This is a genomic window from Burkholderia sp. Tr-20355, assembly GCF_017104685.1.
Classification (GTDB): domain Bacteria; phylum Pseudomonadota; class Gammaproteobacteria; order Burkholderiales; family Burkholderiaceae; genus Burkholderia; species Burkholderia seminalis.
This window is the reverse complement of sequence record NZ_JAAGPK010000175.1, coordinates 1-15,417: the sequence shown is the minus strand read 5'-3', so window position 1 is coordinate 15,417 and position 15,417 is coordinate 1. Positions and strand designations below refer to the sequence as shown.

15 protein-coding genes and 1 pseudogene are annotated in these 15,417 nt (G+C 68.7%); 3 read left to right on the top strand and 13 right to left on the bottom strand.

Translation table 11 applies throughout. From position 1 onward, the window contains the following. Window positions 1–129 (bottom strand): annotated as a pseudogene (locus tag G3N62_RS36125) (lytic murein transglycosylase B); the annotation flags it as partial. Window positions 130–303: 174 nt separating this feature from the next. Between G3N62_RS36125 and G3N62_RS29515 the strand changes: the two are divergent. Continuing rightward, on the top strand, window positions 304–1,266 hold the full coding sequence (locus G3N62_RS29515) for a LysR family transcriptional regulator (protein WP_034189206.1): 963 nt from the start codon (window positions 304–306) through the stop codon (window positions 1,264–1,266). A 70-nt stretch (window positions 1,267–1,336) separates the two neighbouring features. Further along, entirely contained in the window at window positions 1,337–3,211 is a 1,875-nt protein-coding gene (gene ggt / locus G3N62_RS29510; RefSeq protein WP_034189205.1) for a gamma-glutamyltransferase, read from the top strand. Between the two features lie 233 nt (window positions 3,212–3,444). On the opposite strand, the gene G3N62_RS29505 is transcribed toward ggt, so the two are convergent. The 6 genes from G3N62_RS29505 to G3N62_RS29480 all read right to left on the bottom strand — a co-directional run bounded on the left by G3N62_RS29505 (window position 3,445) and on the right by G3N62_RS29480 (window position 8,644). After that, window positions 3,445–4,410 (bottom strand): ABC transporter permease subunit, encoded by a 966-nt coding sequence (locus G3N62_RS29505; protein ID WP_034189204.1) that lies wholly within the window; start codon window positions 4,408–4,410, stop codon window positions 3,445–3,447. Next, window positions 4,407–5,204: an ABC transporter ATP-binding protein gene (locus G3N62_RS29500; protein ID WP_034189203.1), complete on the bottom strand. Its 798-nt coding sequence runs from the start codon at window positions 5,202–5,204 to the stop codon at window positions 4,407–4,409. The genes G3N62_RS29505 and G3N62_RS29500 overlap by 4 nt, the downstream gene beginning before the upstream one ends. A 28-nt stretch (window positions 5,205–5,232) precedes the next feature. Then, entirely contained in the window at window positions 5,233–6,249 is a 1,017-nt protein-coding gene (gene tauA / locus G3N62_RS29495; RefSeq protein ID WP_034189202.1) for a taurine ABC transporter substrate-binding protein, read from the bottom strand. Window positions 6,250–6,501: 252 nt separating this feature from the next. Further along, entirely contained in the window at window positions 6,502–7,494 is a 993-nt protein-coding gene (lipA, locus tag G3N62_RS29490; RefSeq protein ID WP_034189201.1) for a lipoyl synthase, read from the bottom strand. Next, on the bottom strand, window positions 7,487–8,233 hold the full coding sequence (lipB, locus tag G3N62_RS29485) for a lipoyl(octanoyl) transferase LipB (RefSeq protein ID WP_124608983.1): 747 nt from the start codon (window positions 8,231–8,233) through the stop codon (window positions 7,487–7,489). Before lipB ends, lipA begins: the two co-directional genes overlap by 8 nt. A gap of 84 nt (window positions 8,234–8,317) precedes the next feature. Next, window positions 8,318–8,644 carry a DUF2917 domain-containing protein gene (locus G3N62_RS29480; protein ID WP_034189295.1) on the bottom strand — a complete coding sequence of 109 codons (327 nt, stop codon included), beginning with the start codon at window positions 8,642–8,644 and terminating at the stop codon, window positions 8,318–8,320. A gap of 102 nt (window positions 8,645–8,746) precedes the next feature. Between G3N62_RS29480 and G3N62_RS29475 the strand changes: the two genes are divergently transcribed. After that, a complete protein-coding gene (locus tag G3N62_RS29475; protein ID WP_034189199.1) occupies window positions 8,747–9,739 on the top strand; it encodes a transcriptional regulator GcvA in 993 nt (330 codons plus the stop codon). On the opposite strand, the gene G3N62_RS29470 is transcribed toward G3N62_RS29475, so the two are convergent. The 6 genes from G3N62_RS29470 to G3N62_RS29445 form a co-directional block, all read right to left on the bottom strand. Beyond that, window positions 9,736–10,044, bottom strand: a complete 309-nt coding sequence (locus tag G3N62_RS29470; RefSeq protein WP_034189198.1) for a YbeD family protein — start codon at window positions 10,042–10,044, stop codon at window positions 9,736–9,738. The two genes, G3N62_RS29475 and G3N62_RS29470, sit on opposite strands and share 4 nt — an antisense overlap. Then, entirely contained in the window at window positions 10,044–10,970 is a 927-nt protein-coding gene (locus G3N62_RS29465) for a D-amino acid aminotransferase (RefSeq protein WP_034189197.1), read from the bottom strand. Before G3N62_RS29465 ends, G3N62_RS29470 begins: the two co-directional genes overlap by 1 nt. A gap of 48 nt (window positions 10,971–11,018) precedes the next feature. Beyond that, the gene (locus G3N62_RS29460) at window positions 11,019–12,329 is read right to left on the bottom strand and encodes a D-alanyl-D-alanine carboxypeptidase family protein (RefSeq protein WP_034189196.1); all 1,311 of its coding nucleotides are present in this window, start codon (window positions 12,327–12,329) and stop codon (window positions 11,019–11,021) included. A 629-nt stretch (window positions 12,330–12,958) separates the two neighbouring features. Continuing rightward, complete coding sequence (locus tag G3N62_RS29455) at window positions 12,959–13,603, bottom strand: alpha/beta hydrolase (RefSeq protein ID WP_124670228.1); 645 nt, start codon at window positions 13,601–13,603, stop codon at window positions 12,959–12,961. Window positions 13,604–13,616: 13 nt separating this feature from the next. Then, window positions 13,617–13,934 carry a ferredoxin gene (locus G3N62_RS29450; RefSeq protein WP_011694422.1) on the bottom strand — a complete coding sequence of 106 codons (318 nt, stop codon included), beginning with the start codon at window positions 13,932–13,934 and terminating at the stop codon, window positions 13,617–13,619. Window positions 13,935–14,088: 154 nt separating this feature from the next. Next, window positions 14,089–15,240: a VanZ family protein gene (locus G3N62_RS29445; RefSeq protein WP_124670229.1), complete on the bottom strand. Its 1,152-nt coding sequence runs from the start codon at window positions 15,238–15,240 to the stop codon at window positions 14,089–14,091. Window positions 15,241–15,417 lie beyond the last annotated feature (177 nt).

Below are 15,417 nucleotides of genomic sequence, written 5' to 3'. Positions count from 1 at the left end.
GCGCGTCAGTTGCGACAGCGCCCAGTGCGGCTCGGGCTGGCCGTCGGCGGCGGCCTGCGCAATGCCCAGGCTGCCCGTATCGGGCGTGATCTGCCAGACCACCGGCCGGTCGGTTTCCCAGCCGTGCCGGCTTGGGGGGTGGCGGGGGCATTCATGGCGTCTCCAGTCTGTGCACGAGGCATGACCCGATTCTCGATTGATCGAGATTCATTGACAATTCCCTCTTGCCTTTACAAGCTGTCAAGTCTGACTTGACACTGGATGCATTCCGACCGTTAAACGGGACGGATCAGGAGCGAAAACATGGACCTGAACGCGCTGACGCTACTCGTCGAGATCCTCGACGCCGGCAATCTCAGCAAGGCCGCCCAGCGGCTCAAGATGAGCCGCGCGAACGTCAGCTACCGGCTGAACCAGCTGGAACGCTCGATCGGCCAGCAATTGGTGCGGCGTACGACGCGGCGCATCGAGCCGACCGAGATCGGGCTGAAGCTGTACGAGCACGGCCGGCGCATCCGCAACGAACTGCTCGCCGCGCAGGAATCGGTGACGACGCTCGGCCAGGACCTGCAGGGCCGCGTGCGGCTGTCGGTGCCGAGCGGCTACGGGCAGATGGTGATGTCCGACTGGCTGCTCGCGTTCAAGCGGCTGCACCCGGGCATCGTGCTCGACGTCGTGTTCGAGAATCGCGTCGAAGACCTGATGCGCGACGAAGTCGACATCGCGATCCGCGTGATGTCCGAGCCGCCGCAGAACCTCGTCGCGCGCGACATGGGCGCGGTGCGCTACGTCGCGTGCGCGTCGCCGGCGTTCGCGGCCGCGCACGGGATGCCGTCGAGCCTCGGCGCGCTGGCCGCCGCGCCGGTCGTCACCGCGACGGTGATGGGCCGGCAGCTCCGGATCGCCGCGTATCTCGGCGACGAGCGCCACGAGGTGCTGCTCGAACCCACGTTGATTTCGGAGAACTTCCTGTTCCTGCGCCAGGCGATCCTCGCGGGCATCGGCGTCGGCATCGTGCCCGACTACGTGATGCAGGACGACATGCGGCGCGGCACCGTCGTCACGTCGCTCGACGCGTACCGGCTCAGCATCTTCGGCACGCACATGTACATGCTGTACATGCCGAACCGGCATCACACGCGCGCGACGTCGACGTTCATAGAGTTCATCCTCGAACAGGCCGGAAAGACCGGCCGGGGCGGGCCCGCCGCGATTCGTCAGGGTTTTCTGTCGGATGACAATCCGCTGGCGGCGCGGCGACAATAGCGCGCCGGGCCGGCAGCCGCGTTGCGCCGGCGCCGTCGCCTCATTCGCATTCACTGCTGCCGAGGGTTCAATGTTCGACCGGATTCGCCCGCACCCGCGTCCCTGGACGCTGCTTGCCGCCGTCGCGCTCGTCGCGTTCAACGCCGGCTGCACGTCCCCGTCCGCGCCGTCGGGCGCCGTCGTCCCGGTCGCCGCCGCATCGGGCGCGGCCGTCCCGCTGCCCGGCGTTCACCCGCCCGAACTGTCGTCGGGATGGACCGACAAGCCGGGCTGGACCTCGCAGCACTTCATGATCGCGGCCGCGAACCCGCTTGCGACGCAGGCCGGCTACGACATGCTGAAGGCCGGCGGCACCGCGATCGACGCGGCGATCGCGACGCAGATGGTGCTCGCGCTCGTCGAGCCGCAATCGTCGGGGATCGGCGGCGGCGCGTTCATGCTGTACTTCGACGGCAAGACGGCGCAGGCGTACGACGGCCGCGAGACCGCGCCGGCCGCCGCGACCGACCGGCTGTTCTACGGGCCGACCGGCCAGCCGATGAGCTTCTACGAAGGTGTCGTCGGCGGCCGCTCGGTCGGCACGCCGGGCGTGCTGCGCATGCTCGACGCCGCGCACCGCGCGCACGGCAAGCTGCCGTGGCGCCGGCTGTTCCAGCCGGCCATCCGGCTCGCCGAACGCGGCTTCACGATCAGCCCGCGGCTCGCGACGCTGATCGCGAACGACCGGTACCTGAAGAACGACCCGGCCGCGCGCGCGTACTTCTACAACGCCGACGGCACGCCGAAGGCGGCCGGCACGGTGCTGAAGAACCCCGCGCTCGCGACCGTGCTGCGCCAGGTCGCCGAGCGCGGCGCGAATGCGTTCTACAGCGGCGCGATCGCGCGCGACATCGTCACGAAGGTGCGCAAGCACCCGACCAACCCGGGCCTGCTGTCGCTGCAGGATCTCGCGCGCTACAAGGCGAAGGTGCGCACGCCGCTGTGCGCCGACTACCGGCGCTCGGTGGTGTGCGGGATGCCGCCGCCGTCGTCGGGCGGCCTCGCGATCGCGCAGATGCTCGGCATCCTCGAGGCGATGCCCGACTGGCAGCAGATCGGCGCGCAGAAGCCGGTGCGCAACGATGTCGGCTACGAGCCGACGCCGTTCGCCGCGCACCTGTTCAGCGAGGCCGGCCGCCTCGCGTATGCGGACCGCGCGCGTTACGTCGCCGATCCCGATTTCGTGCCGCTGCCGGGCGGCAGCTGGGCGAGCCTCACCGACAAGACCTATCTCGCGCAGCGCGCGCGGCTGATCGGCGACACCAGCATGGGCGTCGCGCAGGCCGGCGCGCCGCAGGGCGCGACGCTCGCGATGGCCGACGATCGCAGCCCCGAACGGCCGTCGACGTCCGACATCGCGATCGTCGACCGCTACGGCCAGGCGCTGTCGATGACGTCCAGCATCGAGGATGCGTTCGGCTCGCGGCTGATGGTGCGCGGCTTCATGCTGAACAACCAGCTCACCGATTTCTCGTTCGTGTCGAACGACAACGGCCGGCCGGTCGCGAACCGCGTGCAGCCGGGCAAGCGGCCGCGCTCGGCGATGTCGCCGGAACTCGTGTTCGACAAGAAGACGAAACAGGTGACGATGGTCGTCGGCTCGGCCGGCGGCCCCGCGATCATCAACCACGTCGCGAAGACGCTGGTCGGCGTGCTCGACTGGGGCATGACGATGCAGCAGGCGATCGCGCTGCCGAACTTCGGGTCGATGAACGGGCCGACGCAACTGGAGCGCGGCCGCGTGTCGGAGGCGCTCGCCGACGGGCTCAAGGGCCGCGGGCACGACGTGCAGGTCGTCGAGATGAACTCCGGGCTGCAGGGGATCCAGCGGCTGAACGTGCAGGGGCAGACGGTGTGGTTCGGCGGCGCGGATCCGCGTCGGGAAGGGGTGGCGATGGGCGAGTGAGGGCGATGAGCGACAACTTCACGTGGCTGATCGACCCGGCGGCTTCGCTCGACGCAGCGCCTGCGCAAGCGCAGAACATGAGCGCGTGATTGCAGGCGGCAGGCATCGCCGCTACGGCGATGCGCGTCGGTGCCCCGACTGCCGCGCGATGCATTCGTCGCCGAATTCACCGCCGCTTACGCCCGGCCGCTGACGGTCGTGCGCCAGCCGATCCGGGCGTGCCGCGCGCTGCTTCAGCCGCGCCCCTTCCACGGCACGATGCGCCGCTCGACCCACCGCATCGCGAGATCGAACAGCCACGCGATCGCGCCGATGATCAGGATGCCCATCACGACGATATCGGTGCGCAGGAAGCTCGACGCATTGAGCACCATCTGCCCGAGCCCGGCCGTCGCGGCGACCATCTCGGCCGCGACGAGCGTCGTCCAGCCGAAGCCGATCGCGATCCGCAGCCCGGTGAGGATTTCCGGCAGCGCGGCCGGCAGCACCACGTGGCGCACGATCTGCGCGAAGCTGCCGCCGAGCGAATACGCGGCGTTGATCTGCTCGACCGTCGCCGCGCGCACGCCGGCGCGTGCGGCCATCGCGATCGGCGCGAAGCAGGCGAGAAAGATCACGACGAGCTTCGCCGTCTCGTCGATGCCGAACCAGATCACGACGAGCGGCAGGTACGCGAGCGGCGGCAGCGGCCGGTAGAACTCCAGCAGCGGATCGAGCACGCCGCGCGCGACGCGGCTCACGCCCATCAGGATGCCGGCCGGCACGCCGATCGCGGTCGCGAGCAGGAACGCGCCGAACACGCGCGCGGCGCTCCACAGCAGATGGTCGGACAGCGGCAGGCCGCCCTGGATGCGCCCGTGCCACGCATCGACGAACGCCGCCCATACGGCTTCCGGCGCGGGCAGGAACAGCGGCGGCAGCCATTGGCGATGCGTCGCGACCCACCACAGCACGGCCAGCGCCGCGACCGTCGCCGCGCTCAGTCGCGCGGTCTTCCCTTCCCCCGGCAGCCGGTAGCGGCGCGACGACGGCGCACGACGCACCGCCGCCTCGTGTTCCGTGCGACCGCCCTGCTCGATACCCGCGGCCGCGCGATCGGCCGCCCACGAATCCTGCGTGCTCATGCTGTCCTGCCTGTGCAAAGTGCTGTTCCGGCCGCGCCCGACGGCCGCGCCGTGCCGCGCGAGTTCGCTCGTCATGCGTGCTCCGCGACGGCCTCGTCGCGATGCAGGTACGCGATCAGCCGCTCGCGCCACGCGATGAAATCCGGCGACGACTTCACCGCGCGCGCATCGCGCGATTCGACGTAGCGACGCGCGAACGGCAGCTCGAAGGTTTCCGCGATGCGCCCCGGGCCCGGTGTCATCACGACGAGACGCGTCGCGAGAAACAACGCCTCCTCGACATCGTGCGTGATGAAGAACACGGTCTTGCCGGTACGCGCCCACACGTCGAGCACGAGCGCCTGCATCGAGCCGCGCGTCATCGCGTCGAGCGCGCCCATCGGCTCGTCCATCAGCAGCACGCGCGGGTCGCTCGCGAGCGCACGCGCGATGCCGACACGCTGCTGCATCCCGCCCGACAGCTCGTACACGCGCGCATGCGCATGATGGTCGAGCCCGACGAGCGCGAGCATCTGTCGCGCCCGCGCCTCGCGTTCGGCCTTCTTCACGCGCGCGAAGCGCAGCCCGAGCGCGACGTTGTCGAGCACGTCGAGCCACGGCAGCAACGCGTATTTCTGGAACACGACGCCGCGATCGGCGCCCGGGCCCGTGACGGGCACGCCGTCGACGCGCACGTCGCCCGTCGTCGGCGCGACGAAGCCGGCCATGCAGTTCAGCAGCGTCGTCTTCCCGCACCCGGAGGCGCCGAGCGCGACGACGAATTCACCGGCATCGATACGCAGGTCGACGCGCGCGAGCGCCTGCGTCGTCGGCCTGCCGCGCTCGCCCGGATAGGCAACCGATACCTGACGGACTTCCAGCGTGCTCATGCTCGGGACTCCGCGATGATCGCCGCGCTCAGCGCGCGGCCTTCTGCACGAACTGCGGATCGACGCCGGCCGAATAGTCGGACAACACCGTCTGGATCGTGCCCTGCGATTTGAGGAACGTGGCCGTGGCCGCGAGCGACTTCGCGGCGCCCGATTGCGCGCCGCCGCCGAGCCACGTCGGCGACGCCTGCTCGGCTGCCGTCGGGAACGCGTAGAGCGCGAGGCTCGCCGGCACGTCCTGCGCGTTCGCGCCCGACACCTTCGCGACCGCGGCGACCTGCGGCGAGCCGACCTTCCATGCCGCCGCATGCGTGCGGTAGTCGGCGTCCGCCGCCGCGAGCACCTTCACGAAGCGCGTGACGAACTCGGGATTCTCGCGCGCGAACTTGCGGCTCACGACGAAGCCGTCGAAGGTCGCCTTGCCACTTTCTTTCGCAACCTGGCCCGACGTCGTCAGCACGGTGCCCGACTGCTTGACCTTCGCGAGCACCGGATCCCAGATGTAGGTCGCGTCGATGTCGCCGCGCGCCCATGCGGCCGCGACTTCGGGCGGACGCAGGTTGACGATCTTCACGTCGTTCGGATTGACGCCCGCTGCCTGCAGCGCGACGAGCGTATGGAAGTGCGACGTCGATACGAACGGCACACCGATCTTCTTGCCCTTCAGCGATGCGACGTTCGTGACGCCCGAGCCGTTGCGCGCGACGAGCGCCTCGGCGTCGTTGATGTTGTCGAGCACCCAGAACAGCGAGATGTCGAGCCCCTGCGACAGACCGGCGGCGATCGGGCTCGACCCGGCTTCGCCGAGCTGCACGGAGCCCGACGCGAGCGCGCGGATCACGTCGGCGCCGCTGTCGAGCTTGCGGAACGTGACCTTGTAGCCGGTCGCCTTTTCGACTTCACCGCTCGCCTGCGCGTAACGCCACGGCACGACCATGTCCTGGTACGCGATCACGACTTCGCGCGATTCGGCGTGCGCCGCGCCGAGCGCGGCAAAGGCGGTCAGCGCGACGACGGCGCGGCGGATGAAGCTGAAACGGGACATGCGGCTCTCCTTCGGAATGCGGGCATTGCTGCGGGAGAGCCGACTTTACGAGCTTTGTGTGCCGCGGGAGCGAACTTATCCTGCGAAGCTATCGATGCCGTTTCAGCTTTGCTTTCCACGTTCGACCGGATCGCGTGTCCGGTCGGGTGGCGATTGCCGTGCGGCAGCACGGACGGCCGGCGCGGCAACGAAAAAGCCCGCATCGCTGCGGGCTTTTTTCGACTGCATGAGACTGCTGCGCGAACGCGGCGCTCAGACCACGCCGGCCCCGTGCGCCTGCAGATCGGCGTGATAGCTCGACCGCACCATCGCGCCGACGGCCGCGTGCGTGAAGCCCATCTTGTACGCCTCTTCCTCGTACATCTTGAACGTGTCCGGATGCACGTACGCGCGCACCGGCAGGTGGTGCTCGGACGGTTGCAGGTACTGGCCGATCGTCAGCATGTCGACGTCGTGCGCGCGCAGGTCGCGCATCACCTGCAGGATTTCCTCCTCCGTCTCGCCGAGGCCGACCATCAGGCCCGACTTCGTCGCGACGTCCGGATGCTGCGCCTTGAAGTCCTTCAGGAGCTTCAGCGAGTGCGCGTAGTCCGAACCCGGGCGCGCTTCCTTGTACAGGCGCGGCACCGTTTCGAGGTTGTGGTTCATCACGTCGGGCGGTGCGGCGTTCAGGATCGAGATCGCGCGGTCGAGACGGCCGCGGAAGTCCGGCGTCAGGATCTCGATGCGCGTTTCCGGCGACTGCTCGCGCACTTCGCGGATGCACTCGACGAAGTGGGCGGCGCCGCCGTCGCGCAGGTCGTCGCGGTCGACGCTCGTGATCACCACGTACTTGAGCTTCAGCGCGGCGATCGTGCGCGCGAGGTTCTTCGGTTCGTCGGCGTCGAGCGGATCGGGGCGGCCGTGGCCGACGTCGCAGAACGGGCAGCGGCGCGTGCACTTGTCGCCCATGATCATGAACGTCGCGGTGCCCTTGCCGAAGCATTCGCCGATGTTCGGGCAGCTCGCTTCCTCGCACACGGTGTGCAGGTTGTGCTCGCGCAGGATCGTCTTGATCTCGTTGAAGCGCGAGCTGCCGGTGGCCGCCTTCACGCGGATCCACTCGGGCTTCTTCAGCTTCTCGATCGGAATGACCTTGATCGGGATGCGCGCCGTCTTCGCCTGCGCCTTCTGCTTGGCGGTCGGATCGTAGGCAGCGGTGGCGGCCGAATCGGCCGGTGCGGGAGAAGCGGTAACGTCAGTCATTCGATTGTTCCAGTGCCTGCGGCTTGTCGGCGGCCGCGGATGCGCCGTCGAGGTTGGCGATCAGACGGCGCACCAGCGTGTGCGCGACGTCGTTCCAGTCGGCGGCAACCTCGAGGCTCGCCATGTCGACGGTTTCCAGTCCGGCATAGCCGCACGGGTTGATCGCAAGAAACGGGCGCAGATCCATCTTCACGTTCAGGCTGAGCCCGTGATAGCTGCAGCCGTTGCGGATCTTCAGGCCGAGGGCCGCGATTTTCGCGCCCTCGTGCACGCCGGATGCCACGTAGATCCCCGGCGCGCCCGCCTTGCGGACCGAAGCGAGATTATACGCCGCGAGGGTTTCGATCACGGCCTCCTCGATCTTCGTCACGAGCGTGCGCACCATCAGCTTGCGCCGGCGCAGGTCCAGCAGCAGGTAGACGACGATCTGGCCGGGGCCGTGGTAGGTGATTTGTCCGCCGCGGTCGACCTTCACGAGCGGCACGCCGCTGTCGGCCACCAGCAGGTGGGCCGGGTCGCCGGCCTGGCCGAGCGTGTAGACGGGCGAATGCTCGACCACCCAGATCTCGTCGCCGGTATCGGCCGTACGCGCGTCGGTGAACGCGCGCATCGCGTCGAAGCTCGTCTCGTAGGCCTCGAGGCCCCGCCAGCGCACGGTGACCGGCTGGGCCGGGGAATCGGCGGGCGATGCGGAAACGGCGACAGGGGTGGACACGATGTAAACCGGCGAAACGGACATGGACGGTAGTTTACCGAAAACCCATGGGTCTCGCCGGCCTTGGGACGGGGACGGATCGCCGGTATCCGTCGGACGACATGCAGGTCAGACCGTGCGCCAGCCGTCGTGGAACAGCGCGCTCACGCGTTCGCGCAGCCGTGCCAGCCCGCCGAGCGCGACCTCCCGGGGCGGCCGCGACACCGAGAACGCGACGCACGCGCCCTCGCGGCCTTCCGCGCTGAGCCACAGCCGCTCGCCGCGGCGCAGCTTCAGCGTCTCGCCGTCGACCAGGAAATAGTCGTCGACGTCGTTGCTGCGCGTGGCCCAGACCGGCCCGCATTGAACGATCAGCCGCGTGCTGCGTTGTACCTTCATCGGTACGGTTTCGCCCGCCGGGATTTCGAACGTGATGCTTGAAGAGATTTCTTGCATGATCGACTCCGCCAATAAGTGCTTCGATGGCTACAATCGTAGACACTTCAAGGCGTCCGACAAAACGACCAATTTTCACGTCGATGTGAGGAAAATTAGCAAATGGACCTCCGCCAGCTGCCTGCGCTGAATGCGATTCGCGCGTTCGAAGCCGCCGCCCGTCACGAGAATTTCTCGCGCGCCGCCGACGAGCTGTACGTCACGCACGGCGCGGTCAGCCACCAGGTTCGCGCACTCGAGGAGGAGCTCGGCGTGCAGCTGTTCACACGCAACGGCAAGCGGCTGTGCCTGACCGACGCCGGCATGCGCTACGCGCAGCAGATCCGCACCGCGCTGATGGTGATCGCGGACGCGACGCGCGAGGTGCGCTCGAGCGACCGCGACCGGCGGCTCGTCGTGTCGATGCTGTCGTCGTTCGCCGCGCGCTTCATCACGCCGCGCATCGGCTCGTTCATCGAGCGGCATCCGGAAATCGACGTCGAGCTGCAGTCGACCAACTCGCTCACCGATTTCGCGCGCGACGACGTCGACCTCGCGATCCGCTTCGGCTCCGGCACCTATCCGGGGCTGCACGTCGAGCCGCTGTTCGAGGAGGTGTTCTTTCCGGCCTGTGCGCCGACGCTGAACGGCGGCAAGCTGCCGCAAACGCCCGCCGATCTCGTCCACTACAACCTGCTGCGCTCGGACGACGAGCTGTGGCGGCCGTGGTTCGACGCGGCCGGGCTCGATACGCTGACCGAGCCGAAACGGGGGGTGCTGTACCAGGATTCGTCGAACCTGCTGCTGGCCGCGATCGACGGCCAGGGCATCGCGCTGGTGCGCCGCTCGCTCGCGGTACACGACCTGCTCGACGGGCGCATCGTGCGCCTGTTCGACATCGACGGGCAAAGCCCGTGGCACTATTTTTTCGTGTGCCCGCCGCCGCTTCTGAACACGCCGCGCGTGCAGGCGTTCAGGACCTGGCTGTTCGAGCAGGTCGTGGAATACAAGCGGCTGTGCGACGAGCTGGACGCGCGGCGCGCGGCGGGGAAGACCCCCGCCGAGTGCGCGCGGGAAGGAGGATGGAAAGCGCTCAGGCGGCTGGAAGGCGCTTAAAGGACGACCTTGACCATCGGATGGCCGGTCAGTGCGCGGTAGATGCTGTCGAGCTGTTCCTGGCTCGTCGCGCGCACGGTAATCGTGAGGCCCGTGTAATTGCCGCCGCTCGACGCGCGCTCCTCGATCTTCTCGACATCGATCTCGTTGTCGTGAACGGCCACGACCTTGAAGATCGTGTCCTTGAACTCCGGGTGCGCCTTGCCCATGATCTTGATCGGGAAATCGCACGGAAACTCCAGCAGCGACTCCTTCCGGGTATCGATCGCGCCGGTCACCTCGATGGTTTTGGTCGGTTCGCTCATCACTTTCTCCGGGTTAGGTCAAACTGTTCAAACTCGCGTGCCTTCGCACGCTGGTACGCGTCGTACAACGCCGCGAACACGGGGCCCGGCTTGCCGCCCTGGACGGGCAGGTCGTCGAGCAACGTGACGGGCAGCACTTCCTTCGTGGCCGACGTGATCATGATCTCGTCGGCCGCGCGCAACTCCACTTCGCTGATCTCGCGCGCGACGAACGGGATCTTGCATTCGTCGGCCAGCTGCTCGACCAGCGCGTAGCGGATCCCTTCGAGGATCTTGTTGCTGCGCGGCGGTGCGATCAGCTCGCCGTTCTTCACGATCCACACGTTCGACGACGAACCTTCGGTCAGGTTGCCGTCGCGCAGCTGCAGCGTCTCGAACGCGTCGCGCTCCGCCGCATGCTGCGCCATCAGCACGTTGCCGAGCAGCGAGATCGACTTGATGTCGCAATGCAGCCAGCGGCGATCCTCGGCCGTCACGCAGCGCACGCCCTTCGCGCGCTCCTCTTCCGACGGCAGGCGCAGCGGGCTCGTCATCGCGAACACCGTCGGCACCGCGTTCGCCGGGAACGCATGGCCGCGCTTCGCGACGCCGCGCGTCACCTGCAGGTAGACGAGCGCGTTGCCGTCGCCGAGGCCTTCGGCATTCGCCGCGACCACGCGCTCGATCAGCGCGCGCCAGCCGGCCGCGTCGTGCGGATCGTCGATGCCGATCTTCTTCAGGCTGCGCGCGAGCCGCTCCAGATGCTGATCGATCCGGAACGGCACGTGCGCGCCGTCGTGCGCATAAACGGGCACGACTTCATACACGCCGTCGCCGAAGATGAACCCGCGGTCGAGCACCGGCACACGGGCTTCGGACAGCGGCACCAGTTCCTCCTGCGACGCAACGCTGAGGTAGACGATCGGTTCGAATTCGGCTTGGCTCATAGTGATGACAGATGGGGATGAAGTCGTGAAAACAAAGGCCCGTCGGGCTTACTTCTTCTTGCTGAACATCAGCAGGATCGAGTCCCAGATACGCCCGAAGATACCCGCTTCCGGCACCGCCTGCAGCGCGACGACCGGGAATTCGGACAGCGTCTTGCCGTCGGCGACGATCTTCACGGTGCCGACCTGCTGGCCTTCCGCGAGCGGCGCGATCAGCGGCGCGTTGACGTCGACCTCCGTCTTGACCTTGTCGCCGAGGCCGCGCGGCACGGTCGCCCACTGGTCGCTCTTCACGCCGACCTGCACGGTGTTTTCCTTGCCCTTGTAGAGGCGCGGCGTCGAGATCGCCTGGCCGCCCTTGAACAGGCGCACCGAATCGAACGCGCTGTAGCCGTAGTTCAGCATCTTCATGCTGTCCTGCGTGCGCTCGCCTTCCTTCTGCTCGCCCATCATCACCGACACCAGGCGGCGCTGGCCGTCGACGCCCGGAATCGCGCGCTTCGCCGATGCGATCAGGCAGTAGCCGGCCGCCTGCGTATGGCCCGTCTTCAGGCCGTCGACCGTCGGATCCAGCCACAGCAGGCGGTTGCGGTTGCCCTGGCGGATGTTGTTGTACTTGAATTCCTTCTCCGAGAAGATGCTGTAGTACTGCGGAAAATCGCGGATCAGGTGCGCGGACAGCTTCGCGAGGTCGCCGGCCGTCGTGTAGTGGTTCGGGTCGGGCATGCCGTTCACGTCGGCGAAGTGCGTACCCTTCATGCCGAGGCGCTGCGCTTCGTCGTTCATCAGCGTGACGAACTGCCCTTCGCTGCCGCCGACGAGTTCGGCCAGCGCGATCGCGGCGTCGTTGCCCGACTGGATGATCATCCCGTACACGAGGTCATGCACGGACACCGGCTTGTTCGCCTCGATGAACATGCGCGACTCGTCGCGGCCGACGCGGCGCACGGCGTCGCTCGGCGTGACGATCTGTTCCATCGATATCTTCTTCTTGTCGAGCGCCTCGAACACGAGGTACGCGGTCATCAGCTTCGTCAGCGAGGCCGGCTCGACGCGTTCGTCCGCATTGCCCGATGCGAGCACCGTGTTGCTGGTCGCGTCGACGAGCACCCACGAGCGCGCGTTCACGCCCGGCGGCGGCACCGCGCCCGGCATGTAGGTCGCGGGCGCGCCGGTGAACTGCTCGGCGGCCGGCGCCGCATGCGCGGCCTTGGCCTTGGCGGCCGGTTTCGCCTCGGCGACGACGATCGTCGATGCGAGCGCGACGGGCAGCATCACGCCGAGCGCGACGTTGCGCGCGGCGGTGCCGAAGGCGATGGAGGAAGCGAGGGACTTGAGGCCTTGGGAAGACAGACGCATGATCGATTCAGGCTGATGGCAGAAAGTGCGGTGCGAAACGCGCAGGGTTGAACGGCAAGGCGGCGGGCGTTCCGGGCACGCGCCCGACAGCGTCGGGCGGCGCGAAACGCGCCGGTTGGACTCGTGCGGACGCGTTCGGTTCGCGGCCGTCGCGAGCGGGCGGACAGGCGGCGAAACGAGCGCCGCATGGGCCCAGCCGGGCCGCGGGCGACGCGGAATCCGGCCATTATACGTGGCCGCGCAGGGCGTTTTCGCGAACCTAGTGTCGCGTTCGGTGCGAAACGGTGTCGATGTGCCGGCCGACTCGCGCTCGCGGCATCGCGCAAACCGGCGCACCGCCCGGCCGCGCCGGGGCGCCTGGCGATGCCGCCACGGATGCGGAAAGACGGCACATCGAGGGCGGCGGAAGTCGAGCCCCGACCCGTCGGCGGACAGCACGCCTCGGCCTCGGGCAGCTACCGTAGGCGATCGCGCGTGAAGCCCCTCGAAAGGCGCGTGCAGGCGGCGTGCAAGTCGAAGCGAGCGCCGCGTGCGGCGCGATGCCGCGCGGGCGGGTCGCGCCCGCGGCAAGCGCGGGCACGCGCTGCGGGCACCGGCCTGCGGCCGTCACCCCCGCGCGCGGGCGCCGGTTACCGCCACGCGTCGACGATGATGCGCTTCAGCACGTGCAGCTTGCGATGCAGGAAATGCTCGGCGCCGGGGATCACGACGACCGGCAGCTCCTGCGGCCGCGCCCAGTCGTACACCGACGCGATCGGCACCGTGTCGTCGGTTTCGCCGTGGATCACGAGCGTGTTCTCGGGCACGTCGGCCACCTGCCAGCGGCTCGCGGCCGTGCCGACGAACACCATCCGCTCGATCGACTCGCCCGCGTCGCGCAGCCGCTTCGCGACGTGCGACAGCACGAAGGTGCCGAACGAGAAGCCCGCGAGCACGAGCGGCAGGTCCGCGTACGCGGGCTGCGCGCGCATGTGCGCGAGCACCGCGAGCAGGTCGTCGGCTTCGCCGGCGCCGTTGTCGTGCACGCCTTCGGTGGCGCCGACGCCGCGGAAGTTCGACCGGTAGACGACGTAGTTCAGCTGCACGAGCGTGCGCGCGAGCGTCTGCGCGACCTTGTTGTCCATCGTGCCACCGAACAGCGGATGCGGATGGGCGACGAGCGCGATGCCGCGCGGCGCGACGCCGCTTTCGCGCACGGCATCCGGCAGGTCGACCGCGATTTCGATCTGCCCGACCGGACCCGCGATCAGCGATTTCTGCGTATGTACGTTCATTCGGCCGGCCCGCTCAGATCTTCAGGCGGTCGACGACCTTGCCGTCGCGCAGGTGCGATTCGACGATCTCGTCGATGTCGGCCTGGTCGACGTACGTGTACCACGTGCCTTCCGGATACACGACCATCACGGGCCCTTCCTCGCAGCGGTCGAGGCAGCCGGCCTTGTTGATGCGAACCTTGCCGGGCCCCGCGAGGCCGAGTTCCTTCACGCGCTTTTTCGCGTACTCCTGCATGGTCTGCGCATCGCATTGCGCGCAGCTCGGACGTTCGGCGCCCGGTTCGCGCTGGTTCAGGCAGAAGAAGACGTGGTGCTGGTAGTAGGAATCCATGGTGGTGACGAGCGGCCCGGCGCGACGCCGTGCCGAAAAGAAGGGCGATGGATTGCCGTTGCGCGGGAGGCAACGGAGGATGCGGACGATTATAGCGACCGGCGCACGCGGCTGCCCGCGCAAGCGCCGCTGCCGCCCCACCCCGGCGGCCCGGTCAGCGGCGCAGCGCGCCCGGCAGCCACGCATGCTCGACGCGCTGGCCGAGCCAGATCAGCGCCGCATAGGGCCAGATCCACGCGAGCCAGCGCGCGATGCTGTTGAAGTGCACGTAGCGACCCTGCCGCCAGCCCGACAGCGTGAAGTCGAAGAACGGGTTGACCGGCAGCAGGTTCACGAGCGCCACGCCGGCCAGCAGCGCCAGCGCCGCGAGCGCCGCGCGCCAGGTCTGCGGCACGCGCAGCGCGACGAGCGCGGCGGCGAAGCCGAGCTCGATGCCGAGCCGCGCGCCGGGCGTCGCCCACACGACGACGAGGCCGGTGGCCGACTGCATGAACGTCGCGGCCGCCTTCAGCACGAGCGTGACGACGACCAGCGCGACCAGCAGCCGGATGCGCGGCGCGCGCGGCCGCATCGCGAGCGACGCGATCGCCAGCGCGGCGAACAGCATCAGCCCGCCGAGCACGGCCTCCCACGCGGAATCGGACAGCCAGCCGTCGACCCGCTCCGGCCATTCGCTGACGCGCCACGCGGCCGGCAGCCACGCGAGCAGCGCGTCCTGCATCGACGCGTCGGCGCGTTCCCACAGCGCGGCCGGCCAGTCGCCGATGCCGAACAGGAACGGCGACGGAAACAGGATCGCGAACGGCCACAGCGCGGCCAGCAGCAGCGGTGTCGCGCCGTCGGCCTCGAACCACGCGAAACGCAGCCGGCGCAGCGCGCCGCGGTCGAGCAGCGCGCCCGTGGCCGGCGCGACGAGCGCCGCGCCCAGCAATGCGCCGAGCGCGTTGGCGCCGAGATCGAGATTCGACGCGACGCGCGTCGGCAGGTAGGTCTGCAGCGCTTCCATCGCGCCCGACAGCAGCACGCCGAGCGCACCCGCGATCAGCGTCGCGGCCACGCCGCGCCAGCGCGGGTGCAGCGCGAGCACGCCGAGCGCGCCGAACGGCAGATAGCCGAGCACGTTCGTGACCACGTCGAAGGCGGTCACGTAGCGCTGCATCGGTGCGAACAGGTAATCGAACGGCCCGATGCCGAGCGACACCCAGCCGTCGAACGGATACAGCGACGCGTAGACGACGAGCGCCGCGTAAGCGGCGAAGGCCTGCCGCGCGAGCGGCGATGCGCGATGCGTGCCGGTCGCGTTCATCGCGGCTGCGCGGGTCGCGTCACGGCGTGCCCGCGTACGCCTGCATGCCGGCCCATGCGGCGCTCTGCAGATCGGACGAGCGTCGGTGAGGGAAAGAGTGTTAAGGTCAGTGTAGATCTCGGTAGTGTCACTAGCATTAAAAATACAACACTTCCATATCTGTGCGACCAATCAGCA

Coding starts and splice junctions, on each gene's coding strand:
- G3N62_RS29515 (WP_034189206.1), top strand. CDS start 304: ATGGACCTGAACGCGCTGACGCTACTCGTCGAGATCCTCGACGCCGGC.
- ggt (WP_034189205.1), top strand. CDS start 1,337: ATGTTCGACCGGATTCGCCCGCACCCGCGTCCCTGGACGCTGCTTGCC.
- G3N62_RS29505 (WP_034189204.1), bottom strand. CDS start 4,410: ATGACGAGCGAACTCGCGCGGCACGGCGCGGCCGTCGGGCGCGGCCGG.
- G3N62_RS29500 (WP_034189203.1), bottom strand. CDS start 5,204: ATGAGCACGCTGGAAGTCCGTCAGGTATCGGTTGCCTATCCGGGCGAG.
- tauA (WP_034189202.1), bottom strand. CDS start 6,249: ATGTCCCGTTTCAGCTTCATCCGCCGCGCCGTCGTCGCGCTGACCGCC.
- lipA (WP_034189201.1), bottom strand. CDS start 7,494: ATGACTGACGTTACCGCTTCTCCCGCACCGGCCGATTCGGCCGCCACC.
- lipB (WP_124608983.1), bottom strand. CDS start 8,233: ATGTCCGTTTCGCCGGTTTACATCGTGTCCACCCCTGTCGCCGTTTCC.
- G3N62_RS29480 (WP_034189295.1), bottom strand. CDS start 8,644: ATGCAAGAAATCTCTTCAAGCATCACGTTCGAAATCCCGGCGGGCGAA.
- G3N62_RS29475 (WP_034189199.1), top strand. CDS start 8,747: ATGGACCTCCGCCAGCTGCCTGCGCTGAATGCGATTCGCGCGTTCGAA.
- G3N62_RS29470 (WP_034189198.1), bottom strand. CDS start 10,044: ATGAGCGAACCGACCAAAACCATCGAGGTGACCGGCGCGATCGATACC.
- G3N62_RS29465 (WP_034189197.1), bottom strand. CDS start 10,970: ATGAGCCAAGCCGAATTCGAACCGATCGTCTACCTCAGCGTTGCGTCG.
- G3N62_RS29460 (WP_034189196.1), bottom strand. CDS start 12,329: ATGCGTCTGTCTTCCCAAGGCCTCAAGTCCCTCGCTTCCTCCATCGCC.
- G3N62_RS29455 (WP_124670228.1), bottom strand. CDS start 13,603: ATGAACGTACATACGCAGAAATCGCTGATCGCGGGTCCGGTCGGGCAG.
- G3N62_RS29450 (WP_011694422.1), bottom strand. CDS start 13,934: ATGGATTCCTACTACCAGCACCACGTCTTCTTCTGCCTGAACCAGCGC.
- G3N62_RS29445 (WP_124670229.1), bottom strand. CDS start 15,240: ATGAACGCGACCGGCACGCATCGCGCATCGCCGCTCGCGCGGCAGGCC.